This window comes from Sulfuricurvum sp. (genome assembly GCF_023229695.1).
GTDB lineage: Bacteria > Campylobacterota > Campylobacteria > Campylobacterales > Sulfurimonadaceae > Sulfuricurvum.
Genome location: NZ_JALNYS010000010.1, coordinates 89,482 through 113,902 on the forward strand (window position 1 = coordinate 89,482; position 24,421 = coordinate 113,902).

Here is a 24,421-nt window from a genome sequence, read left to right on the forward strand (position 1 = left end):
TTAGCGCAAGACCAGATAGGCGCCCGAAGCGACCAGCAGCGCCCCGATCATTTTCGTGACATCCAGCGGCTGCGCCATTGCGAGGATGCCGAAATGGCCGATCACAATCGCTGCCGCCATCTGCCCGGCGATAAAAAGGGTGACCGTCGAAAGAGGGCCGATCCGGGGGAATGCCAGTGCCATCGCCGCGATAACCACTATCCCGCACACTCCCCCCACGAGGATCGAAGGGCTCATCTGTGCCCATTCGATTTTCCCTGCCTCTCGTCCGGCTAAAAACAGATAGTACGCTATCGCCCCGACCATGACCACAGAGGCATTGACGAGAAGGATGGTTTTGAGATCGAGTTTTTGCTCCCAATGGCCGTTAAAGAGGCTTTGGAGGGACGATGCGATCCCGGCACCGAAAGCGATCAGTAGATAAAAAAGTTTCATCGTGTCTCACTTGGAAAAAGATGGGCCAAATCGGCATCGGTATTGGCATTATACAAGATGTTCGGATCGTCGACCGGAATCATCACGGTACTCTCCCGGTGTGCTTCCAGCCACCGATCCAGCCGTTCAACCCCCGAAGAGGGAATCGTTTGTGCAAGCGCGGCGTCGATAAGTACGGGATGCCCGCTGCGCCCCTCGTATACCGGAATAATGATCGGTGCGTCCAAAGCATCCATCCGCTTCACCAACAAAGCCGCCAGCGGCACGTCGAGGGGATGGATCAGCAGTTTTCCCTCCGAAGGGGATTTACCCAAAGCGGCGCACAGGGAGGAAAACATCCCCTTTTTTGGGGCAGGGTTCTGCACGATGCAAAGATTCTCCCTCTCCCCTACCGCCGCACGCACCGCTTCGGCATGATAGCCGATAACGACGATAACCTGATCCGCCCCGCCGGCGAGGAGAGCCTCAATCTGATGGACGACGAGAGGAATACCCCCGATCCTATACAGCTGTTTCGGAGTTGTCGTGCGTGTCGAAGCGCCGGCGGCGAGGAGGATCGCCGTGATCATAGCGCGAGGATCTGTGCCGCGATGCTGATGGCGATCTCGCCGGGGAGTTTATTCCCGATCCCCTCCGCTCCGGCCGGGCAGAAAAACCGTTCCATCCGCTCTTCACAGACCGCGTGAGCGCGCAGGTGTTCCCGTAGCCGCTCCCCTTTGTTACGGCTTCCGATCACTCCAAGATAGCGCCACTGAAGGGGGATAAGAGCACTCAGTATCCGGGTATCCTGATGGGCCGAGAATCCGGCAACGACGCATACGAGGTTCTCCTCCTGCAATAACGCCTCAGCCGCTTGTTCAAACGGCAGGGATACGATCTCGATCCCCTCCGGCCAGTCGAACTTCTCCAGTGTCTGGGGTCTCTCCTCGATCACCCGTACGTGAAACGACGTCTGCGCCATCACCGATGCGAGGGCATGGCCGATATGACCGCCGCCGAAGATGACGAGCCGCCGCAAGGGGGCAACGTATTCCAAAAACACCTTCACCCCTCCGCCGCATCCGCTCTGGGGATAACGGTATTCGAAGATTTCGCTCCCGCCGTGGATGAGGAGCGTGTGCGAGGCGGCGATAACGGCCGCTTCGAGGACACCGCCCCCGATCGTTCCCCTTGCGTTTCCCGTGCGGGGAATGATCATTTTTGCCCCCGCTTCGCGCGGGGCGGACCCCGCACACTCGATCAGGGTCGCGAGGACGAAGGGAACCCCCTCATCGTGCAGCGCTTGGGCATCATCAATCCAGCGCATCGGCAAACTCCTCTATCATGTTGGCCGTCACCGCGAGGCGGTACTCCGCGCTCCCCCGCAAACCGCTGTGCGGATCGATATCGCGCTTCAGAGCATCCAGTATGTCTTCACGTTCGGGTATTCCCTCGGCGAAGAGCGCTTCGACACCCTTCATCCGTCGCGGCGAAGGGGCAAGCGATGCGCCGCACAGACGCACCTCCCACCCCTCATCCCTTTTTTTCGACCCGAGGGCAACCAATGACGCGACGGAGATATTTAGCGCGCTTCGCCGCCCGATTTTGCGGTAATAGTGGGTGTTCCACTCTTGAGAGGGAATACTAATCGAGGTAATAATCTCCCCCGCCTCAAGCGCCGTATGCCCCGGGGAGAGGATCAGTTCATCGACACTGCAATGGCGCTGTGTCTGCGCACTCTCGATCCCGATCCGGGCTCCGAGCGCCAGCAGCACCGGAACGAGATCGGCGGCAGGTGAAGCGTGGGCGATATTTCCCCCCACCGTCGCGACGTTGCGGATCTGACGGGAGCCGAATTCCATGCAAGCCCGCTTAAAAACGGGGAAAATTACCCCCATCTGCGGATGTTCCATGATCTCTGCCACGGTTGCCATCGCCCCGATCGATACCTCATTTGCCTCAATCCGGATCGATTTTAACGAATCGATTTTTCCCAGTCCGATTACCCCTTCGCACCCTTTTTTCGATTGAAGTTCAAGCAGTAAATCGCTCCCCCCGGCAAGGATTCGATAAAGGGGATTCTCGCCGGCAAAACGGAGCGCCTCTTCCAGCGTACGGGGGACGAATGCGTTCATTGCTCCTCCCCTGATGCATCGACAATCGCTTCGATGATTTTCTGATACCCGGTACAACGGCACAGATTCCCGTCCAGCGCCGTTTTCACCGCTTCAGGATCGGGGGAACCGCCGTTTCGGAGATAATCGTAAGCCGCCATGACCAATCCGGGGGTACAGAACCCGCACTGAGCCGCGTCGTGGCGCTCAAAGCTCTCCCGAAGATTCCGGGTTTTCTCCATCAGAGCCTCCAGCGTCGTGACTTCGACGCCCTGAAGCGAGAGGACGGGGTAGATACAGCTATTGACGAGACGACCGTCGACGAACACGGCACACGCCCCGCACTCCCCCTCGCCGCACCCCTCTTTGCACGAAGTAATGTTGAGATGACGACGCAGAAGTTCGAGAAGGGAGAGTGTCGGTTCGGTTGCCACTTCGACCGGATGGCCGTTGAGGGTAAAGCTGAGTTTCATCGCAATGCCTCCAAAATCGTCTGCGGCGTGATGGGGAGTTTCGTGATCCTCATCCCCAGCGCATCGGCTACGGCGTTGGCGATCGCCGCACCTGCACCGTCCATCGGCAGTTCCCCGAGCCCTTTGGGCTTTTCGTCGCTCTGCACAAATACGGCCCGCATCGGCGGCACATCGGCGGCGACGGGGATCATATAATCACAGAGTCGAGGATTCAGCAACCGTCCGTCGCGATAGATCAGCTCTTCGGTCAGGGCATATCCCATCGCCTGCACCATCCCGCCGTACACCTGCCCCTGTGCCAAAAGGGGGTTGACGACCCTGCCGATGTCGCTGAGGGCGTAGAGCTCCATCACCCGCACCCGGTAGCTGATCGGATCGATCTGTACTTCGGCAACCGTGCACCCCAGAGAGTAGCCCAGATAGGCATCTCCGCGATAATGCTCCTCATCCCACACGATGTCGCCGGGGGGAGAAAATACCGATTCAAATACCCTCTCTCCCCCCCGTTTTAGATGGTGTTTCAACGCCGTACGAAACGCTTCGTCATCGGCATAAAAGTTCAATGCCTCCCGAAGTTTCCGGGCGGCGCGGCACAGCAAATCGCCGATCACCATCGTCGTCCGGGAGGCGACGGTAGGGCCGCTGTCGCTCCCCGTCGCGGTATTGGGGAGGGCGTAGTCGATCAGTTCCGCAGAGATCCCCAGCTCCTGCGCCACCAGTGCCGGAAGAACGGTCGAGGCACCCTGCCCTATCTCGGTGCTGATAATACGGATCGTGACCCGCCCCGACTCTCCCGCTTCCAGCCGGACCCGGCTGGCCAAAAACGACTCCCCGCTTCCGGTGAAGCCCCCCCCATGCATAAAGAGGGCCATCCCGATCCCCCGCAAAGGGGTAGTGCCGACACTCAGGGCGTCACGCCGACGGGTATAATCGGATTCGGATGCCGCACGCTCCAGTAGATCTCTCAATGCATCGGCTTCGCGAATGGGGGCTCCGGTGAGGGTCGTGCTCCCCGCACCGGGGAGATGACGGCGGCGAAAATCGAGAGGATCTTCCCCGATCCAGCGGGCCAGATCGTCCATATGCCGTTCAAGGGCGAAAATCGCCTGCGGCGCCCCAAAGCCGCGAAACGCTCCGGAGGGGGGGGTATTGGTCGCGAGGGCCCGGGCGAGAAGTGAGACGGAGGAAAAATCGTAAAGGCCGCAGGCATGGAGCGCCCCGCGCGAAAGGACGACGGGGGAGAGGGTACAATAGGCCCCCGCATCGATCTCGAAATTTACCTCCATCGCCGCGATCTTTCCGTTCGGGTCTATGGCAGTACGGTAGGAGATCCGTGCGGGGTGGCGTTTGGTCGTATAGGCCATATCCTCGCTTCGGCCGTAGACAATCCGGACGTTACGGCCGCTTTTACGGGCCAGCAGCCAGACATATCCGGCGATCAGGGAGGGGTAATCCTCTTTGCCCCCGAATCCGCCGCCGGTCGGGGTCTGCTCTATTTCGACCGTCTCGCCGCTGAGCCGTTTCAACGCACCCGCGACATAGCCGGGGCACTGCATCGACCCCTTGACGACGATCACCCCTTCGCGGTAGAGGGCTTCCATCCCCTGCGGTTCGAGGTAGAGGTGCTCTTGTCCCGCCGTTTCGTAGAGCCCCTCGAACAGACGCTGCGCCGGATCGGAAAAAACGGCTTGGGTATCCCCTTTGGTAATCTCGATCGTTTTAAAGCTGTTGTCGTTACCGAAGACGGTGATGGCATTGGAGGAGGCCGCTTCCAGTGAAAGAAGCGGCTCCAGAGGATCGGCTTCGATGCGGATATGTTTCAGCGCATCGCGCAAAAGGGGGAGATCGGCGCAAGCGATCAGGGCAAGAGGCTCACCGTAGAATCGGATCTCACCCCCCGATAAAAACGGCTGATCCTCCATCAATCCGGGGCAAACATTTTCGCCGGGGATATCGGCCGGCTCAACGATGACGAAAGGGGACCAGTCAAAGGCCGGATCGTAGAGGATCCGGCGTAAAATCCCCCTTGCGACCGTACTGCGGACGATAGCGCCGTGCAGCCCCTCGAATGGGAGATCGTCCAGATACCCCAGAGTCCCGGCAATCTTCGGCCAAGCATCGCGCCGCAGCAAACCGTTTTGCACCGCCCTCTATTCCTCTCTTTTTTTACGGCTGACGTAGTTGAGTACCGCCATCGAAACGATCAGGATTCCGACCCCGCTGATAAGATAAAAAGCATAATTCATATTGCGGATATCGTTAATCGCCACCTTAAACACCACCATCAGCGATTCGATCGAGAGGGCAATGATGATCGAGGTGAGAAATTTCGTCAGGGTCGCGTACTCATGCCCCTCCTCCAGCGTCAGGGAACGGTAAAATACCTCCTGCTCCAGAATCGTCTTCGCCAGATCGTAGATCGCAATCGCGAGGGTAATCCCGATGATCGATTTGAAAACATAATGGAGGGTTTCGTCTCCGAAATAGATCACCGCTTTGACAAATCCGATCAATCCGTAAACCCCCAAAAAGAGTGCCAGCAATACCAATCCTCCCCCCAGCAGCGCATAGACCGATACCGAGAGCTTGGAAATAAGGCGGTCACTGTCGATCAGGTGCATTTTGGTCAATACCGCGACGAGGTCGAGATCAAATACGGCAATTTTTCCGTCCGGATATTTATGGGCGATTGACACTTTCGGCTGGCCGCTGTTGGCGCAGATATAGGGATTGGAGATATAGTTGCCGTGATCGTCGAACCGGATACGGTTGATAAAATAGCCCCGGTCACTCCCCTGCATCGACGCATCGTGACCCGATCGGCGCCACGTCGGGGTAATCTGTTCCCCTTTGGGGTCCATAACGTAAAGATCGCTCAGGCAAGGGAGCCGTTTGAAAAAGTTTTTTACCTGTACCTCATCAAAATCGTGTTGGGGAGTGTCGCTGATCGTCGTCAGTAAAAATCCCTCCACCGCTTCACGGTTGGCCCGGTAAATCTGCATCATCTGTTTCATTCGTATTTCCCAACGTTATAAAAGTTGTTTAGTGTACCCAAATTGCCGAGTCGATGTCAAAAAAAATAAGGTTATGCAAGAAGTCTAATATGTGCTATGATCTTTCATTGCAAAAAATCTTCCAAAAAGGATCTCTAATGGCACCACGGACGGATCTGGATATCAAGGAGTTTGCGACACTCCTCCAAACCGAAAAAGAGAGAATTCAGAAAAATATCGAAGCGCTTAAAACGGAGGTACACAGTATCGGAAGCGAAAATGATGTCGGGGATGACGAGGACCTCTCCGAGAGGCAAATTGACAATACCAACGATCAGGCGCTTCTCAATCGGCTGAATACGGAGATGCAGGAGATCGAAGCCGCATTAGGGCGTATTCACTCCGGCACCTACGGTTTATGCGAAAAAACCGGGGAACCGATCCCCCTTAAGCGCTTAAGAGCGTATCCCTCGGCACGCACCGTCGTCGGGGCTTAACCCTTTTATCGTCATGTATACCAATCAGCAGCTGATCGACCATTTGATCCGCTCCGGCATCCTGCGCACCCCTTGCCTGATCAGGGCCTTTGAACGGTGCGACCGCATCCTTTTTGTCCCCGAACCGTTTCAAAAAGATGCGTACGGTGACTACCCCCTCCACATCGGCGAGGGGCAAACCATATCGCAGCCTTTTACGGTCGCCGTTATGCTCGAAATGCTCGCCCCCCCTGAAAATGGGCAGGTATTGGATATCGGATCGGGATCGGGATGGACGACGGCGCTTCTGGCGGCGGCGGTCGGAGAAAGCGGTCGGGTAGAGGGGGTGGAGCGGATCGCTTCACTGGTCGACTACGGCCGTACAAATCTGGCCAAAGTACACATCCGCAATGCGACGATAGAGCCGGCCGACCCCTCCGCTCTAGGAAAGCCGGGGCACCTATATGACCGGATACTCGTCTCCGCCAGTGCCCCCGAACTGCCGGTATCCCTGATCGATCAGCTCAAAACGGGGGGGATACTGGTCATTCCGATCCAAAACAGCATCTGGCGCATCACCAAAAACGGGGAGGGAAAAATCGAAGCGTACGAACTGAACGGATTTCGTTTTGTCCCCCTGATTGTCCCTTAGAATATCGCCGTTTATTGGATGTCGATTTGTTTGGCTGAAACGCTTGGCAATGCTTTTTTAGGGAGGGTGATTTCAAGAACTCCGTCTTTATTCTCGGCATGAATATTTTCGGCATCAACGGTGTCGGGCAGGACAAAACTGCGGGTAAAGCTGCCGAAACTACTCTCTATCTTGTAGTAGTTCTCTTTTTTAACCTCCTCTTTGCTCTTCCGCTCCCCTTTGAGGGTTAAGAGATTATTTTCCACTTTAACGCTGATATCCTCTTTTTTTACCCCCGGAAGATCCACATCGATATGGTAGGCGTACTCCCCCTCTCTCGTGTTCACCGACGGGGTAAAGTTCGACAACACCTCTTTATTCAGATCGGATGAAAACGCGTCACTGATTCTCTTTTCAAGCGTGCGTAACTCATGAAACGGGTCAAATCGTGTAAGTAACATAGAAGATCCTTTTTCCGAAAATTTGCAGAAATGGGCGACAATCGTCACTCTATCTACATCCGATCACTTTAACCCAGAATCCTTAAACATTCAATAAAATAAAATAGATTGCAACCAAACTGTAACCAAAAAATTATCCCGATTCAAAACGTCTTACACGATTTTAACAGGGCCGAAGGGGTCGTATATGCTACAATAAGTTTGATTGATACCGCTAGAAGAGGATATGATGATCGAGCCTTACCGATGCCCCAACCCCTCCTATACCGTCTACATCCTCCGGTGCAGCGACGGAACCCTCTACACCGGGATTTCCCTCGATCCGCTCAAACGGGTCCAAGAGCACAACGCCTCTGCCAAAGGGGCCAAATATACCCGTTCGCGACGCCCCGTGAGCCTCGTCTATCAGGAGAGCTGCGGGACGAAAAGCGACGCCCTCAAACAAGAAGCCGCGATTAAAAAACTCTCCAAGATTCAGAAAGAAGCACTCGTAACGGGGACAAAGGGAGGTATCTCTAAAGGGCGGGGAGGATTATCGTAAAACACGCCCCCTCCCCCTCATTGGAAGCATGCAATACCCCTTTATGATGCTCTTCGATGATCGTCTTGGACATGTACAGACCGATTCCCGTCCCTTTTCCCTCCTCTTTGGTCGAAAAATAGGGGTCAAAAATCCGGGGAAGAACCGCCTGAGGGATCCCTCCGCCGTTGTCTTGCAGGGTCAGGACGATATGGCTTCCCTTTCTGAGGAGACGGATGTGAATCTTTTTCTCCTTCACCGCGCGCTCCTCTAACACATCCCGGGCGTTATTCAGCAGATTAAGGATCACCTGAGAGAACTCGTTTTTATACCCCCTCACTTCCAAAGAGGGGTCAATCCGGATATCGACGCCAATCCCCTGTTGGGTAAAAGCGACATCGACCAATCCATAGGCCTCATCCACCGTATCCTTTAGATTAAACGCTCCGATCTCTTTGTCGGGTTTGAAAAAGTTTCGGAAGTCATCGATCGTCGTCGACATTTTCCGGATCAATACCTCCGCTTTAGCGGTCGATTTCTGAAGAAATTCAGACGTCAGCTCCTCATAATCGTACGCATCCTTGACATTGATGCAAATCAGGCTTAACGCGTTAAGCGGCTGACGCCACTGGTGGGCGATATTGCCGATCATCTCCCCCATTCCCGCCATACGCGACTGCTGCATCATAATCGCCTCTTGCTCACGCCGTTTGGAAATCTCCGTCGCAACCTGCGCCTCCAAATCATTTTTATACCGTTCCAGCTCCTCTTTTTGGCGATTCAGCGTCTCAACCATCTGGTTGAAGGAATCGGCGATCTCTCCGAGTTCGTCTCTGGCGGCCAGATCCATCCGCGCACCGGCATCCCCGTTGGCAATTTTGGCGATGGTATCCGACATCGATGCGATCGGACTAATGACACGCTGTCTCAAAAAAATGATAATCGCAATAATAACGATCATAATGGCCGACAAACGGAGGAAAAGCGACTCGTACGCATTGAGATACTCATCATCCAGTGCTCTGCTGTACGAGACCGAGATCACAAGGGTACCGTATCCGTCATGATGGAGTTCCCCCCTCTTGGGGGGCATTCTGACCGAAAAAAATCCTTGCAGCGTCCGATGGTGCCGATCATGCACAATGATATTGGTACCGCTTTTGGCAACTTTCCCTACGGCCTCCTCATCCCCTTTGAAAAGGGGGTCGCTGCGGTGATAGACACTGCCCGAGGCAATGGTCTCGTTGTGACGATCCAGCAACAGCAGATCCGTCATCGAACCGGTCAGGTAGAGACTGAACAACCGTCTGATCTCCTGCTGCTGTATCGGCAAGCTGTTTTTTTCACGGAGAATCTGTTCGATTTGTGCCGAAAGACGGTTTCCGTCCGAACGCAGAAGCAGCTGAAAGTTGTTGTAGATCGACGTCTCTCTACTTTTGAGGGTATAGGCGATTTCACCGATCGTGAAACAAAGGGTCAAAAAAATAATCCATAGCGGCAGCGCGTACCGCAACGAGAGCCGCTTAAACATCACTCAGCGCCGTTGTATTCGTGGGTAAAAAAGTGTTCAAACGTCACCTCTTTTCGCAAAAGTCCCTGAGAACGCATACTCTCGATCAACCCTCGGGAGGTTTTGTACAGCGATCCGGGATGGCGGTTCAGCATCCATGCCGATTCGTCACGGCTGGGTATCTTGATCCCCTCCAAAGAGCGGACAAACATCGCTTCGGATATCCCTTCCAACGCGGCAATCCGCTTATGAGCATCCCGGGGATTTTTTTTCATGTAGGCTACGGATCGGTACCACCCCTCGACCAGATGTTCAATCGATCCTTTTTTCGCTTTGAGGACCGTGTCACTGGCGATCAGAACGTCGACGATTTCTCCGGGCATTTGGGTACTGTCAAACAACACCGCTCCCCCCTGCGCTTCCAACTGCTCTTTGACCGGGTTGTAGGTGATCAGCGCATCGGCCTGATCGGTGGAAAATACCTGCAATTGAAAATCATAATTGACGGGGATAACGGTGACATCGGCATGGGTTAAGCCGCCGAAGGCCAAAAAACGTTCCAGTATGTAGGCGCTTAGTGCCGACTCCTCCGCTGCGATCCGTTTCCCTTTGAGCTGATCGGGACGGGTGATCCCCTCTTTGGCGACAACACCGTCCCCTCCGTTTGAAAAATCGCACACCAAAAAAGCGCGGATATCGGGATTCTCCTGCGCATAGACCAGACTCTCGTCAATCGTCAGGGCAGCAACATCGATCGTCCCGTTGCGTATCGCCCCCAAAACATCGATAATCGAGGGGAAACGGATAATTTTGATCTCCTCTTTCGGATAATACCCCAACAAATCGGCCAGAGCCAACGGCTCATATCCCGGCCAGGAGACGATCCCTACCCTCACCTCTTCGGGCTTTTTCACCAGAGAACACCCCGTCAACAGCCATAACACCGCCATCAGAACCATCAGCTGTTTCACCCGTTCTCCCCCGGATCGGGTAAAAACACTTTGATCATGTGCATCAGTTTTGCCAACTCAACCGGCTTGCCGACGCACCCGCTTACCCCTAATTCCATAATGGCTTCCAACCGCGAATCCGATGCATTGAACGCGGTCAACGCAATAATCGGGATCTTTGGATCGATTGCTTTGACACGGCGTATCAGTTCAATCCCGTCCATCACCGGCATCTGGACATCGGTCAAAATCATATCGGGCTTTTCGATCCTCAGTATCTCCAGCGCTTCGGCTCCGTTTGTCGCGGCAAAAAAACGTTTCGTTCTGCGCCCGAGGTACAATGAGAGCTCTTCGCGGATATCCTCATCATCCTCGACATACAAAAGGGTAATATTTAATTGTTCCCGCACTCCGGCTCCTTCGCTTCGATCGTATCACGGTATTGTTCCCGCACCGCCAAAAACTCTTCCAAATGGTCAAAAAAGATACTCACCAGCACGGGATCAAAATGGCGTCCCGACTCTTCGCGGATCAATCCCAGAATTTTATCGAGTTCCCACGCTTTTTTATAAACACGGTCGCTTCCCAGAGCGTCAAATACATCGGCAATGGCGGTGATCCGGCCGTAGATGTGGATATCCTCCCCCGATTTTTTATTCGGATAGCCGCTTCCGTCCCATTTTTCATGATGTTCGCGCGCCACCGTCGCCGCCGCTTTGAGAATCGGACGTTCGGAGTGTTTGAGCATCTCGTACCCCAAATCGGCATGGGTTTTCATAATATCGAACTCTTCATGGGTGAGCTGCCCCGGTTTGTTGAGAATCGCATCGGGTATCCCCACTTTCCCGATATCGTGCATCGGAGAGGCCTGCTTGAGCAATTCGGCTTCCGCCTCATCCAATCCGTAATGAAGAGCCAGAATACGGGAGTACTCGGCGACCCGCTTGACATGGTTCCCCGTCTCTTTGCTCCGGCTCTCCCCGATGGAGCCCATCGTAAAGACCACTTCGCGCTGCGTCGCTTCGATTTCTTTGTTCAGGTGGACGATTTCAGAGACATCGTGGCACAGACTCATAAATTCGACAATCTCCCCCGCCGTATCGAGAATCGGGATGACCGCCGTATCCAGATAACACCATGTACCGTCTTTTCGGACGTATTTCAGGCTCCCCTGCCAAATCTGTTTCTCCTGAATCGTCTTCCATAACGTGTCATACACCGCCTCATCCCCATCCAAGGGACGGAATATCCGGTGCGTTTTTCCGATCAGTTCGGAAGACGCATACCCCAAAAGATCGCAAAACATCGTATTAACGTACGTCATTTTCCCTTCGCCGTCGGTTCGGGAGATGGCGCTGTTGATATTGATCGCTTTTTCGTATTCGCGGATCGCCGTCACCTTTTCATTCAGAGTCGTATAGCTGCGGTCAAGCTGCTGTTCGAGCACCTCACGATACATTTTCAGCTCCGTCACATCATAACGGATCGCAATGTATTCGCGGATCTCCCCCTCTTCGTCGCGCAATCCCAGAATCGTCGTGTCCAGATAAAACGTCTCACCCGATTTGGCCCGGTCTTTGACAATGCCGCGCCAAACCTTTCCGGTTTGAATGGTCTCCCATATCTCTTTAAACACCGCAGATTTCATCTGCGGATGGCGAACGATACTGTGCGATTTTCCGATCAACTCCTCTTTGGTATATCCGCTGATGGTACAAAAGGGCTCATTGGCGTAGGTAATTATCCCTCGCGCATCGGTTTTGGTTACCAGAGCACTGACATCCACAACGGTGCGATAGTGTTCCAGAAGGCGTGATTGTTTCGTGACGGTGTCACGATCATAAAGCCGCTGCGCCTCCTTGAGAACCGTTTTGGCCAGACGATCGGGATCGACGGGCTTGGGGACATACCCGTCAATCCCGATATTGATCGCTTCTCCCAGCTGATGACGGTCTCCGAGTGCGGTGCAGAGGATGATCGGGGTGTCGGGGCTCATCGCTTTGATCGCTCTGGACATTGCCAATCCGTCCATGACCGGCATCGTCACATCGGTCAAAATCAGGTCGGGCCTCTCTTTTTCAAACAGCTCCAGCCCCTCGGCGCCGTTGGCGGCCACCAACAGTTTTCCGACGCGAAGTTCCAGATAGGTGGAGAGCTCTTCACGCGTCTCCTCTTCGTCCTCTACGTACAGCATCGTCAGATTGCCCCACACCGTTTGTCTCATATCATTTCCCTTTCGGATGAGGAAGGATGATCACAAATTGCGCCCCCTCGTGCGTGTTGTGGGCGGTGATTTTCCCCCCCATGTGATCTTCGAGTATCATCTTGGTCATATACAATCCGATTCCCGTCCCTTTCCCCTGCTCTTTGGTCGTAAAATAGGGGTCGAATATTTTCGGAAGGACCGCATCGGCAATCCCCCCTCCATTATCCGAAATTGTAATCTCCATCGTCTCCATTCGGCTTTGGACCGTTATACTAATCTTCGGACTTAAGCTCCTTTTCTCGATAAGGACATCCCGGGAATTGGCGATCAGATTGAGCAGTGCCTGAGAAAATTCCCCCGGATATCCGTAGAGCTCCTCTGGCGTATCCAGCTCAAGATCGAGTTCAATGGAGTGGTATTTCAGCGAGGCATCGATCAAAGCGACCGTTTCACGGATCACCGCAGCGGGGGAAAAACTTTTCTTCTCTTTGTCCGCAATAAAAAAATTACGAAAATCATCGATCGTCGTCGACATTTTCTGGATCAACCGCTGCGATTTCACACTGAATTTCTCCATTTTGTCATCGTCTAATGTTTGAAAATCATAGGCATCGCGCAGATTGACAATCGTCAGGCTGAGCGCGTTGAGAGGCTGGCGCCATTGGTGGGCGATGGAGCTGATCATCTCCCCCATCGCCGCCATGCGCGATTGTTCAAAGAGTATCTGGTCTTTTTCCCGGTTTTGGACCACCTGCTCGGCGATCCGCTCTTCGAGTTCGTCGTTGAGTTTCTGAAGCTCCTGTGTCCGGAGCAACACTTTCTCTTCAAGACTCGTATTCATCTTCTCCATCTCATCCAGCGCCGAATTGGCAAACCGGGTCAACGATTTGAGCGTCTTGCTAAAGCCGCTCTCATCGCGAACGGGGAGCCTGCTGCTGCGTCGGTTTTTTTTCTCCGACTCGCTCATCGCGATCATCGTCATACTCTGGTTGAGCATCTCGTTCGATCCGGGGACGTGAAAAAACTCCCCGTAGGTGAAAAAACCGCTGGTCGGTGCCAGCGACTGGAGGGGGAGGATCTCGTTTTCGATCAGCTCAGGCATAAAACGGCGCCGCGCCATCGACGAAAAGACAAAAATCGACTCCATCTCCTCCTCCATCCGTTGCGAAAGCATTTGAGAGGGGTCCAGAATGTTCTCAGGGTTTCCGAATCCGAAACACACCCTGTCGCCGACACGGATACTCCCCGCCAGCGTCACCGAACCGTCCGGATGCAGCGCGACCGGAGCACGGGCGATCTGTAACCCGTTGCGATCGATCATAAAGGGGAATTCGACCGTAGAGCGCGGAATCTCCGCTGCCATTTTTTCGCCGAAATAGCGTCCGTAGACCTGAGCTACCGGCACACCGTCGATCGTATACAGTCGGTTCCCCTCGGCACGGGTGACACCCATCGGACGCCCCAACAGTTCCCATTCGAAACTGTAATCGGTAATGATCCGCAGCCGATCACTCCCCAAAGCGACACCGACAACCCCGTTTTGGACGAAATCATCGTAGGTAAACGCGACCGGCTCTTTAAAACGCCCATCATCCCCGGCAAGCCCCCCGGCGACGATCACCGTATCGCTGATCTCCTCGATCCCCCGGACGATCGCCTCCCCGTCTTGTTTTATCCCCGCCCCGAAAAGGATCAATGCCCGGGTAGAGTCATCGATGAGTCGCGACCCTATTGTTTTGCCGATGGCATACGAATCTTCCCCCCGGATGGCGGCAACGACCGGAACAACGCTCTCAAACTGGGTCAGCGAAATGATGCACTCATGGTTCAACACCCTCCCCTCGCAAATCTCCCCGTCGGTCGTGGCTCCGATCAGCGCGGCATTGGGGAATCGCCCTTTGAGAAGTGAACGCAGTTCATATATAAACGGCGTCTGCAAAATCCCGCAAAAAACCTGAATCAGGAGTGATTTATTATCTTTGATCTTACTGTTTTTCAGGAGAGGAATGAGCTCTTCTACCGTCGTGATCGAAAGATTATGGGTGTGCATCAGCGATCCTCAATGGGGGGGGAAATTATTAATATAATCTCAATTTTACCATTTTTTTGATTTAATTGTGATAATTTTCCCCTCTCATACCCACAAGGAGCCGTTGATTTAGAAACTAATGGTACGCACCTTGCCCTAGAAAGTGCAATATGGGGAATTATTCTCCCGCATCCGGAAGATGCGGGTAGCGTTTCAGGAAACATCCCTTCGGGAGCGCTTCGCTTGTTTTGGGGGTTGTAGGGACCCTAATCCCTGCCACTTTACGGGCGATGAGCGAAAAGTGCGTAACATCAGTTAGAAAAAAAGCCAGAGGAGAAGGAGAACCCCGAATCCAAGATTAAACCAGCTCCCCCCCTCGTTAAACAGCATGATCAGCATCTCATAATAGTACCGCTGCGGGGCGGAAACGGCGGAAAGAAGCGCTTCACGGGCATAAGCGGTAATCTCACCCCCCCAGATAAAGGCGATAATCTCCGGAACGATAAAAAAAAGGAGGACCCCGAAAAATCCCCATACGGTTTTTTCCGGTTTCAACGATTGCAGCGCTTTTTGCGCTTTCGGATTGCGTAGAATCTGTCGGGTTTTCATGATAATGGTCTGTTTCATAGGATGCGAATTTTACCACAGAAATTCGATGACCACGGAGGTTATACCGTCTATCTTTAACTGTACATATGCATTTTGTCATCCCGTACTTGATACGGGATCTATTTCTTGCATTGGATTTTGTGTCGTAGCACGGAATGACGAGAGTATGCCTAGCTAATAAAGTTTGGTATAAGCTAAAAAAGCCAACCTGAAGCTCCCCGTATCTTTCGGATACGGGAGCAAAGTTTCCCTTTTCGCACGTGTTTAAACAAAATGCATAAGGTCAGTTATTCAGGGACTTTTCCGACTTTTAAGCCAATATATTATATTCTGTGAAAATTTATATTATTCCGCAAAGGCATCCGTTGAGAATCCTCCATTTCTCCGACACCCAGCTGGGGTTTAACGATCTTGACATTACCGACGAGACCGGTATCAATCAGCGTGAAGCCGATTTTTACGATGCCTTTACTCAGGTGATCGATGCGATACTCGAAACCAAACCCGATTACGTCATCCACACCGGCGACCTCTTTCACCGCCCTCACCCCTCCAACCGTGCCATCAGCTTTTGTCTGACACAGCTCAAACGTCTTAGTGTCGCTCAGATCCCGACGATCATCATCGCGGGAAACCACTCGACCCCCCGCACCCGCTCCGCCTCCCCGATCCTCGCCGCTCTGCGGACCCTCGATCACATCTATCCCGTATTTGAAGAGCGTTATGAGAAAGTCGTATTTGATGATATCACCTTCCACTGCATCCCCCATATCAACGACGAAGCGGCCAATTTCGCGGCGATCGAAGAGTGCGAAGCCTCGGTGGATGAGGATAAGCGCAATATCATGATGCTCCACTGCTCCGTCGGGGCGCAGTTTATGATGGAGGAGTATGGCGAGCGGGTGTATCCGCGTGAAAAAGAGGATCTGTTTGAAAAAATGGATTACGTCGCCCTCGGACACTGGCACGGATTTGGGAGTGTCGGAAAACACCCTAACGTCTACTATGCCGGATCGAGCGAGCGGACCAGCAGCGCCGATGCCCGTAACGACAAGGGATACGCCCTCATTACACTGGGAGAGAGCCTTGAGGTGACATTTCATCCTATCACTCTCCGTCCCAGTCACCGCCTCCGTATCGATGCCGGGGAATCAGCGGATATTTTCGACACCCTACGCTCTCGTGGTGCATCATTAGACGTTGAGGGGGCGCTTCTCTCCGTCACGATCGAAAACCTGAGCGCGACCCAATCGATCGACATTGCCAACCGCGATATCGAAGGGTGTTTCCCTACCGCACTCAATGTTCAAGTGCAACGTAAGTTCCGACGTAGTGAAGCTTCCGCCGCGACGGAGAGCGTGAACGCCGCCTCGTTGCAGGAATATTTCGGAGCGTTCTTGGAAGAGCAGAGTTCTACACCCGAAGAGTTCACCCGTCTAAATTCCAAAGTTTCGACACTCTTTGCACGCTATGACGAGGTTAATAATGACGCTTGAATCGCTCAAACTCCAGAACTTCAAACGCTACGCCTCGTATGAGATCACTTTTGAGAGCGGTCTGTGCGGCATCCTCGGACGTAACGGTCGTGGGAAATCAACGATCTTTGATGGGGTATTCTTCGCCCTTTACGGGGAAAACCGAACAGACAAAAAATTAATCCCCACCGCCGGAAGCACCGGAGGGGTCAAAGTCGAGCTGAACTTTGAGATCGAGGGGAAAAGCTACACCGCGATACGAGAGTTTCGAGGCAAAGCCCTCACCGCCTACGCCACCCTCAAAGAGGGGGATGCGTCTATCGCCACGGGAGCCAAAGAGGTGACCGCCTCCGTCACCAAACTGCTGGGGATGGGGAAAGAGGCGTTTTTACACACGGTCTTCGCCTCCCAAAAAGAGCTGACGGCTCTGAGCTCCATGAAAAACGACGAGCGCAAAGCGATGATGCGCCGATTGCTGGGATTGGAGAAGATTGACAAAATCGAGGAGATGATCCGCGAGGAGCTGCGCGAACTCAACCGCGAACTCAAAAATGCTTCGGGCTTCTTGCTCAGTGACGACGTTCTCAAACAGCACCGCGACGATCTGGCTTCCAAAACCGCCCTCTCCCAGAGCCTCGAAGCGAACCTCAAAACCCTCACCGAGGAATCACTAAAACTCAAAACCGCCTACGAAGCCGCCAAAGCACTCGTAGAGACCCACCAGAGGGCCAAAGAGGAGCGGCAAAAGAAACTCGATACCCTCGAAAAAGGACAACAGACCCTAACCCTCCACCAAAAACAGCTCATCGAACTCGAAACAGAGCTAAAAACCCTCAATGCCCACCAAAGCCATTACACGGCACAACTACCTCTCAAAACGCAACTTTCATCATTGGAACACTCGCTAAAAGCTCAGGACGAGCTAAAAACCAAATTCCTCCAAAAAGCAGGTTTGGAAAAAGAACAAGAGGAGTTGCGAAAAGGGTACACTGCACGCAAAGAGGAGGTGGCACAGCTCACCAAAACAATCATGCCGCTGGAGGATCTGCAAAAACAGCTCCAAAGTGATCAAACCGCCCTCGCAGAGCTCAAAGCGACCCTTCTGAAACTCGACACCGAGATCACCGCCCTCACCTCTGAGATCGGCTCCCACCGCTCCAATATCGCCAAAGTGACCAAACAGGTCGCCACAATCACCGATCTGGGACGGGAATCCTCCTGCCCCACCTGCACCCGTCCTCTGATGGAGCAGTATGACAGTGTCCTCACCTCGCTCCACACTGAGATCAATGAGGTCTACCAAAAGCAGATCGATCTCCTGCAACTGCGCCTCAACGCCCTGAGCGAGCAAAAAGCCTCTTCTCAAAAGACAAGCGACGAGGCACAGCTCAAATGCAATACAGTTCAAACCCAAATCGCCCTCCTGCTGAGCAAATCCAAAGACCTCCTCAAAGCCCAAGAGCTGTTCCGTGAGGTCGAAACACGGGGGATGAGTAACAAAGCCGCCCTTGCTGAGCTTGGGAGCATCACCTACGATGAAAACGCCCACAATGCACTCAAAGAACAGTATCAAGCTCTCAAACCGCAGGTGGAAGAGCTCATCAAACTCGAAGCCCTCATCGCCACCATCCCGATGAAAACCGAAGCGCTTCAAGCGCTCCAAACCCAGATCAAAACCGATGAGGCTTCTATCGCTTCATTCCAAGCCCTGATCGCCGCCGATACCTACAAAGAGCAGAGCCATACCGAAGCGATTGCCCATGCCAAAGCTTCCGAAACCGCAAAAGATGCCAAAGGGGTCGAACTGAACGGCTTAGTGCTAGAGCAGACCAACATCCGCCGCGACATCGAAGCGATCGACAAAGAGATCAAGCGGGACGAGGCACAGCGAGCCTCTCTGAAAGCCAGAGAAAACGACCGCGATGACTACGAGAAACTCAAAGCGGTCATGAGTGAGTTCAAAACCCATATCAATGCCCGCGTCGCCCCCCGCATCGGTGAAGTCGCCAGCGAGATGTACAGCCGCATCACCCGCGGACGCTATCAGCACATCGAGGTCTCTCCCGAATTCGACTTTTACATCTACGACAACGGCGAACGCTACCCCATCGAGCGGTTCAGCGGCGGAGAGATCGATCTCGCCAATCTCGTACTCCGTATCGCCATCTCCAAAACACTGGGGGAACTCAGCGGCGGCGGTAATATCGGGTTTTTAGCCTTCGACGAGGTATTCGGCTCCCAAGACGAGGAACGGCGCATCCAGATCATGGAAGCGTTTCACACGATCAGCGAATCGTATCGGCAGATATTTCTGATCTCTCATGAAACGGAGATCAAGGAGATGTTTGAGAGAGTGGTGGAGTTGTAAATATGAATGAAATAGTAACAACCGAAAAAAGAAAACAGATGCAATCAGCGGATGTGGTCATATACAATACGGGAGAAATTGAACTTAAAATACCTCTCAATGATAATGATATATGGCTCAGTGCAAACGATATAGCAAGCATATTTGGCGTGAACCGTCCGGCAATCGTAAAGCACATCGGCAATATTTACAAAACGGATGAACTGAGTAAAAATACAACCTGTTCCATTTTGGAACAACTTGCACCAGACGGTAAACTACGAAATATGAACTTTTATAATCTTGATATGATTATCTCGGTGGGCTACAGGATTAACTCAAAAAAAGCAACAAAATTTAGACAGTGGGCGAATGGAGTTCTTAAAAACTATATTCAAAACGGATATGTATTAAACAGTACAAAACTCACAGAGCAGAAAATAACTCTTTTAGAAAATGATTTGAAACTACTTCAAACCAAAATGAAAAATAAACAACTCCAAACAGACGAAAAAATCAACAAACTTTTTGAAGCCATAGAAGAAAAATCGATCAAACCGACGCAAGGTATTTTCTACGACGGAGAGGTTTACGATGCCTATCTTTTTGTCTCAGACCTTATAAAAAGTGCTAAGAAAAGTATCGTCCTCGTCGATAATTACCTCGATGAGAGTGTATTGACCATGCTCTCCAAAAGAGCCCCCGATGTCACCGCCACCCTCTACACCAAAAACATCACGCCGCAATTAGAACTCGACCTCAAAAAATACAATGCCCAATACCCCAAAATCACCCTCAAAAAGTTCGATGCCTCGCACGACCGATTCCTCATCCTCGATAGCAAAGAGCTTTACCACATAGGAGCAAGCTTAAAAGATTTAGGGAAAAAATGGTTCGCTTTTTCGAAGTTTGAGAGGGAGAGTTTTGATATTTTGAGCAGATTAGAGAGGTGATGGGAATGGTGTTTAAAAGTCACGACGAGGAACGGCGGATCCAGATCATGGAAGCGTTTCACACGATCAGCGAATCGTATCGACAGATATTTCTAATCTCTCATGAAACGGAGATCAAGGAGATGTTTGAGAGAGTGGTGGAGTTATAAATATGAATGAAATCGTAACAATGGACGAAGAAAACATCAAAACCAAAATCTTCACCGTCAGAGGGTTGCAAGTGATGCTTGATCGGGATTTGGCAGAGCTTTATGAAGTGGAGACAAAAGTTTTCAATCAAGCAGTCAAAAGAAATGAGAATAGATTTCCCGATGATTTTAGATTTCAGCTGACAACTACGGAAAAAAATGAACTGGTCACAAATTGTGACCGGTTCCATTCACTCAAACATTCAAGCACAAACCCTTATGCATTCACCGAACAAGGGGTATCCATGCTCAGTGCCGTTTTAAAAAGCGATATTGCCGTCGATATCAGTGTAAAAATCATCCGAAGCTTTGTAGCCATGAGAAAACTCATCTCCAATAACGCACTTATATATCAAAGACTCGAAACATTAGAGCAAAAACAATTCTCCAACGATGAAAAATTCAACAAGCTTTTTGAAGCCATAGAAGAAAAATCGATCAAGCCGACGCAAGGTATTTTCTACGACGGAGAGGTGTACGATGCCTATCTCTTCGTCTCAGACCTTATCAAAAGTGCTAAGAAAAGTATCGTGATTGTCGATAATTACCTCGATGAGAGTGTTTTAACCATGCTCTCCAAAAGAGCCCCCGATGTCACCGCCACCCTCTACACCAAAAACATCACGCCGCAATTAGAACTTGACCTCAAAAAACACAACGCCCAATACCCCAAAATCACCCTCAAAAAGTTCGACGCCTCGCACGACCGATTCCTCATCCTCGATGGCAAAGAGCTCTACCACATAGGAGCCAGTCTCAAAGATTTAGGAAAAAAATGGTTCGCTTTTTCGAAATTTGAGAGGGAGAGTTTTGATATTTTGAGTAGGTTGGAGGGGTGATGGAAGCGTTTCACACGATCAGCGAATCGTATCGGCAGATATTTTTGATCTCTCAGAAAAGGGAGATTAAAAAGATGTTTGAGAGAGTGGTGGAGTTGTAAAAAAAATGAAAGGAAGCCCTGATGCCTAACATAACAGTTCTGGAACATAGCGTCACCGTCAACAAAGAAGACTACATCTCCCTGACGGATATCGCAAAATACAAAGACGGCAGCGAGGCCAACGACATTATCCGAAACTGGCTTCGCAATCGAAACACCATCGAATTTCTGGGAATCTGGGAACAGCTCTACAACCCCGATTTTAAACCCGTCGAATTCGACGGGTTTAGAAAAGAGGCGGGGTTGAACAGCTTTACACTAAGCCCTGCAAAGTGGGTCGAAGCGACCAACGCCATCGGTATCGTCTCGAAATCGGGCCGCTACGGCGGAACCTACGCCCATAAAGACATCGCATTCGAATTCGCATCGTGGATTTCGGTGGAGTTCAAGCTCTACCTTATCAAAGAGTTCCAACGTCTCAAAGACGAAGAGCAAAAGCAGCTGGGATGGGATATCCGCCGAAACCTGACCAAGATCAACTACCGTATCCATACCGACGCCATAAAAACCAATCTGATCCCCGAAACACTTACGCCGCAGCAAACGAGCCTCGTTTATGCCAGCGAGGCAGATATCTTGAACATGGCGCTGTTTGGAATGACGGCTAAAACGTGGCGCGAATCCAACCCTGATAAGCAGGGCAATATTCGAGACGATGCCGATATGAGCCAACTGGTCTGTCTGGCGAATCTGGAAACGCTCAACGCACTGTTTATCCAAGACGGGCTGTCACAGCAAGAACGGCTGCAAAGGCTAAACACCATTGCTATCGAGCAGATGCGGATTTTGAATGAAAACAGTATCAAGCGGTTGGCGGAGATGTTTGAGAGAGTGGTGGAGCTTTAATATGCAAAAAGATCAAATGAAGTTTATTACGGTAAAAAATTATCTTGCACAGAATAATTCGTATTTATTATTTCTTGATAAGTCATTTTCTCATATAAAGAACTTAGATCAAACTATTGAATTGAATAATGATTTTTTTATTTTATGTAACAATTTTAGCAAGAACACTGAATTAGAATTATATATTACACTAAATGACTTTTTTAATAATCATCAACTATTTCCCTACGATGAAACTGATATACGAATTCCTATAAAAGTTTTACTGTCTATGGCCACAAGTGTTATTCCTTTAATGAATAGCATCGGAAATATTCCGATATCGTTCTTTATTATTCATAGTGCCATTGATTATGGCGTAAGCCTTCATATTCCTCATCATACATATCATTATAACATTCAAAATACTCTTATTTGTCTATTTGAGATACAAAAAATGGTTCCAGATAAAATTGATAATTATTTTTGCATTTTTCTAACATACATGATTTTATATGCAAAAAAGTATAGTACTGACTATCATTTAGTAAATGACCTAATATATAATATCAGACAAGTCCCAAGCTTATTAGAATCAATTTCTATTGAATATTTTTATCATTTTTTATGTCAAGTATTGGATTGGTGCTATGATAATAAGCATAATGATTTTGAAACATTTTTTTACATTTTAGACAATATAAGAAAAAGTGCAAATGATGAAACAACTGATATTGCAATAGAGTTATGTTTATTTAGATATAGATCAATGGTTGATGAAAACTATGATTACAAGGCTCTTGAAGAATTTTACGTTAAAAATAAAGAGGATATCAGATTAATCGATAAACTTAGAGTATTATCTGAACTCTTTTTAAAGTTAGATCGAGATACATATTTACATTTATTTTCAGATGAAATTGCAAAATTAGATACAAATGATTTAATACAGATGATTGAAGATATTCATCCAAATGTTTTTTCAGCTTACCTAATCAATTTAGCTTTTTATAAAAATGAAGATTTTTTGAATTTTTTACATATTACTTATGGCTGTCCGTCAGATATTTTAAAAATGACAGCTATTTATATTCACTCAAACAATGCAACATATATTTTGGAAAAGTCTATTAACAAGCTAGATATTTCTGATTATGATTTACACTTTAATATCATTCAATACATTAATGAAATTAATAATTTAGGCATTACTGTTTTTGGAGAATCAATTGAACAAAAATTATCTGCGAAATATCAAGCACATAGGGAAAACAAGCCAGATGAAAAATACAAAACTATAGAAATAAAGTTAATTGAAAGTATTGAAAAGTACTATTTTATTCATGCGCATACTTTTGATGACAGTATAAAATTTATATTGCCAATGCAACAAATCAGAGTCCCTCTACAACAATTACTTTTTAAAAAATATAATAAATTATTTCCTATCATTAAAATCGTCGATAAAGAAGTTATTCCTGAAAAGAAGCTCGAAAAAGTCATCCATGTAGTTCTTTCAGTATCAGGGACTTTAGATCAAGAAAAAGAAGTAATTGAGTATTTAAACACATTAACTGATAATATAGAATTTGAGTATAAATATATTGATAATTTTGAAGAATTATTGAGCATTTTAAAATCAGATATATATACAGTGATTTCAATTACTACACATGGCGAAGTGGATACAAGAAACCCATTGAATAATGTCATTAAAGTTGGTAATGAACAAATACCATGGTATCTGTTTGAGCCGAATACATATAATTTAAATAATCAACGATTGCTTTACTTAAACATCTGTGATTCTGGTCACTTTTCCTTGAAAAATGGTTTTATCTTAGAATCATTTTCGACATATTTGACAAATAGCAATCAAGCTACAGTATCACACATGTGGCCTGTAAAGCAAGATTATTCAAGCACTTTTTTGATGATTTTTTTGCATCATTTAATTTCGGCAAGTAGTTTTAAGGAAGCATATACATCAACACTATCACTAGCTATAGACGATAGGTTTGATTCCTATATCAGATATAATAATTTAGAAGATATTGAATTATTTAAAATTTTTCAAAATGCTTCTTTATATAAAAAAAGTATTACTCATTGGGGATCACTTTTGTATCAAGAATGATTATGTTATCAAAATCCTTCTACACCCATGGAATCCAATGTTCAAAATCCCTATGGCTGAAAAAGTACAGCGCTGAAGCGATGGTCAGGGTGCATCAAAAACTCAGAGAGACAACCGCTTTTTGAATGCGTTCGATCCTTTACCCGTTTTAATGTATAATTATTCCCATC

Annotated in this window: 24 protein-coding genes; 10 read left to right on the forward strand and 14 right to left on the reverse strand. The window is 49.8% G+C overall.

From position 1 onward, the window contains the following. The 7 genes from M0P91_RS08770 to M0P91_RS08800 are packed head-to-tail and all read right to left on the reverse strand — an operon-like array spanning nucleotide 1 to nucleotide 6,015. On the reverse strand, nucleotides 1-435 hold the full coding sequence (locus tag M0P91_RS08770) for a DMT family transporter (RefSeq protein ID WP_295066396.1): 435 nt from the start codon (nucleotides 433-435) through the stop codon (nucleotides 1-3). Continuing rightward, nucleotides 432-1,004: a nucleotidyltransferase family protein gene (locus tag M0P91_RS08775; protein ID WP_295066397.1), complete on the reverse strand. Its 573-nt coding sequence runs from the start codon at nucleotides 1,002-1,004 to the stop codon at nucleotides 432-434. The genes M0P91_RS08770 and M0P91_RS08775 overlap by 4 nt, the downstream gene beginning before the upstream one ends. Beyond that, complete coding sequence (locus tag M0P91_RS08780) at nucleotides 1,001-1,741, reverse strand: XdhC family protein (protein ID WP_295066398.1); 741 nt, start codon at nucleotides 1,739-1,741, stop codon at nucleotides 1,001-1,003. The genes M0P91_RS08775 and M0P91_RS08780 overlap by 4 nt, the downstream gene beginning before the upstream one ends. Further along, nucleotides 1,728-2,549 carry an FAD binding domain-containing protein gene (locus M0P91_RS08785; RefSeq protein WP_295066399.1) on the reverse strand — a complete coding sequence of 274 codons (822 nt, stop codon included), beginning with the start codon at nucleotides 2,547-2,549 and terminating at the stop codon, nucleotides 1,728-1,730. The genes M0P91_RS08780 and M0P91_RS08785 overlap by 14 nt, the downstream gene beginning before the upstream one ends. After that, complete coding sequence (locus M0P91_RS08790; protein WP_295066400.1) at nucleotides 2,546-3,001, reverse strand: (2Fe-2S)-binding protein; 456 nt, start codon at nucleotides 2,999-3,001, stop codon at nucleotides 2,546-2,548. Before M0P91_RS08790 ends, M0P91_RS08785 begins: the two co-directional genes overlap by 4 nt. Continuing rightward, nucleotides 2,998-5,145, reverse strand: a complete 2,148-nt coding sequence (locus M0P91_RS08795; protein WP_295066401.1) for a xanthine dehydrogenase family protein molybdopterin-binding subunit — start codon at nucleotides 5,143-5,145, stop codon at nucleotides 2,998-3,000. Before M0P91_RS08795 ends, M0P91_RS08790 begins: the two co-directional genes overlap by 4 nt. A gap of 6 nt (nucleotides 5,146-5,151) precedes the next feature. Beyond that, nucleotides 5,152-6,015: a hypothetical protein gene (locus M0P91_RS08800; protein ID WP_295066402.1), complete on the reverse strand. Its 864-nt coding sequence runs from the start codon at nucleotides 6,013-6,015 to the stop codon at nucleotides 5,152-5,154. A 137-nt stretch (nucleotides 6,016-6,152) separates the two neighbouring features. Here M0P91_RS08800 and M0P91_RS08805 point away from each other — a divergent pair, with 137 nt between their 5' ends. Both M0P91_RS08805 and pcm read left to right on the forward strand, forming a co-directional pair. Then, entirely contained in the window at nucleotides 6,153-6,491 is a 339-nt protein-coding gene (locus M0P91_RS08805; RefSeq protein ID WP_295066403.1) for a TraR/DksA C4-type zinc finger protein, read from the forward strand. 13 nt (nucleotides 6,492-6,504) lie between these two features. After that, nucleotides 6,505-7,122 (forward strand): protein-L-isoaspartate O-methyltransferase, encoded by a 618-nt coding sequence (gene pcm / locus M0P91_RS08810; protein WP_295066404.1) that lies wholly within the window; start codon nucleotides 6,505-6,507, stop codon nucleotides 7,120-7,122. Between the two features lie 11 nt (nucleotides 7,123-7,133). Here pcm and M0P91_RS08815 read toward each other — a convergent pair whose 3' ends face one another. Further along, nucleotides 7,134-7,562, reverse strand: coding sequence for an Hsp20/alpha crystallin family protein (locus tag M0P91_RS08815; protein WP_295066405.1), 429 nt, complete (start codon nucleotides 7,560-7,562; stop codon nucleotides 7,134-7,136). Nucleotides 7,563-7,788: 226 nt separating this feature from the next. Between M0P91_RS08815 and M0P91_RS08820 the strand changes: the two genes are divergently transcribed. Next, a complete protein-coding gene (locus M0P91_RS08820) occupies nucleotides 7,789-8,103 on the forward strand; it encodes a GIY-YIG nuclease family protein (protein ID WP_366934071.1) in 315 nt (104 codons plus the stop codon). Here the strand turns inward: M0P91_RS08820 and M0P91_RS08825 are convergent. From M0P91_RS08825 to M0P91_RS08850, 6 genes are all read right to left on the reverse strand, one after another. Continuing rightward, nucleotides 8,078-9,613 carry an ATP-binding protein gene (locus tag M0P91_RS08825; protein ID WP_295066406.1) on the reverse strand — a complete coding sequence of 512 codons (1,536 nt, stop codon included), beginning with the start codon at nucleotides 9,611-9,613 and terminating at the stop codon, nucleotides 8,078-8,080. The two genes, M0P91_RS08820 and M0P91_RS08825, sit on opposite strands and share 26 nt — an antisense overlap. After that, nucleotides 9,613-10,563: an ABC transporter substrate-binding protein gene (locus M0P91_RS08830; RefSeq protein WP_295066407.1), complete on the reverse strand. Its 951-nt coding sequence runs from the start codon at nucleotides 10,561-10,563 to the stop codon at nucleotides 9,613-9,615. Before M0P91_RS08830 ends, M0P91_RS08825 begins: the two co-directional genes overlap by 1 nt. Then, nucleotides 10,560-10,952 (reverse strand): response regulator, encoded by a 393-nt coding sequence (locus tag M0P91_RS08835; protein ID WP_295066408.1) that lies wholly within the window; start codon nucleotides 10,950-10,952, stop codon nucleotides 10,560-10,562. Before M0P91_RS08835 ends, M0P91_RS08830 begins: the two co-directional genes overlap by 4 nt. Continuing rightward, the gene (locus tag M0P91_RS08840) at nucleotides 10,937-12,766 is read right to left on the reverse strand and encodes a PAS domain S-box protein (RefSeq protein WP_295066409.1); all 1,830 of its coding nucleotides are present in this window, start codon (nucleotides 12,764-12,766) and stop codon (nucleotides 10,937-10,939) included. The genes M0P91_RS08835 and M0P91_RS08840 overlap by 16 nt, the downstream gene beginning before the upstream one ends. Before the next feature lies 1 nt (nucleotide 12,767). Further along, complete coding sequence (locus tag M0P91_RS08845) at nucleotides 12,768-14,798, reverse strand: FIST N-terminal domain-containing protein (RefSeq protein WP_295066410.1); 2,031 nt, start codon at nucleotides 14,796-14,798, stop codon at nucleotides 12,768-12,770. Nucleotides 14,799-15,092: 294 nt separating this feature from the next. After that, a complete protein-coding gene (locus M0P91_RS08850; RefSeq protein WP_295066411.1) occupies nucleotides 15,093-15,404 on the reverse strand; it encodes a hypothetical protein in 312 nt (103 codons plus the stop codon). Between the two features lie 347 nt (nucleotides 15,405-15,751). On the opposite strand from M0P91_RS08850, the gene M0P91_RS08855 reads away from it, so the two are divergent. The 7 genes from M0P91_RS08855 (at nucleotide 15,752) to M0P91_RS08885 (ending at nucleotide 24,251) form a co-directional block, all read left to right on the forward strand. Continuing rightward, nucleotides 15,752-16,882 carry a DNA repair exonuclease gene (locus tag M0P91_RS08855; RefSeq protein WP_295066412.1) on the forward strand — a complete coding sequence of 377 codons (1,131 nt, stop codon included), beginning with the start codon at nucleotides 15,752-15,754 and terminating at the stop codon, nucleotides 16,880-16,882. Next, nucleotides 16,857-19,229 carry an SMC family ATPase gene (locus M0P91_RS08860; protein ID WP_295066413.1) on the forward strand — a complete coding sequence of 791 codons (2,373 nt, stop codon included), beginning with the start codon at nucleotides 16,857-16,859 and terminating at the stop codon, nucleotides 19,227-19,229. The genes M0P91_RS08855 and M0P91_RS08860 overlap by 26 nt, the downstream gene beginning before the upstream one ends. Nucleotides 19,230-19,231: 2 nt before the next feature. After that, nucleotides 19,232-20,161, forward strand: coding sequence for a RhuM family protein (gene rhuM / locus M0P91_RS08865; RefSeq protein WP_366934072.1), 930 nt, complete (start codon nucleotides 19,232-19,234; stop codon nucleotides 20,159-20,161). Nucleotides 20,162-20,166: 5 nt separating this feature from the next. Continuing rightward, a complete protein-coding gene (locus M0P91_RS08870; protein ID WP_295066414.1) occupies nucleotides 20,167-20,310 on the forward strand; it encodes a hypothetical protein in 144 nt (47 codons plus the stop codon). Nucleotides 20,311-20,312: 2 nt separating this feature from the next. Next, nucleotides 20,313-21,188 carry an ORF6N domain-containing protein gene (locus M0P91_RS08875; RefSeq protein WP_295066415.1) on the forward strand — a complete coding sequence of 292 codons (876 nt, stop codon included), beginning with the start codon at nucleotides 20,313-20,315 and terminating at the stop codon, nucleotides 21,186-21,188. Nucleotides 21,189-21,310: 122 nt separating this feature from the next. Then, on the forward strand, nucleotides 21,311-22,135 hold the full coding sequence (locus M0P91_RS08880; protein ID WP_295066416.1) for a KilA-N domain-containing protein: 825 nt from the start codon (nucleotides 21,311-21,313) through the stop codon (nucleotides 22,133-22,135). Continuing rightward, complete coding sequence (locus tag M0P91_RS08885) at nucleotides 22,080-24,251, forward strand: hypothetical protein (protein WP_295066417.1); 2,172 nt, start codon at nucleotides 22,080-22,082, stop codon at nucleotides 24,249-24,251. The genes M0P91_RS08880 and M0P91_RS08885 overlap by 56 nt, the downstream gene beginning before the upstream one ends. Nucleotides 24,252-24,421: the final 170 nt, after the last annotated feature.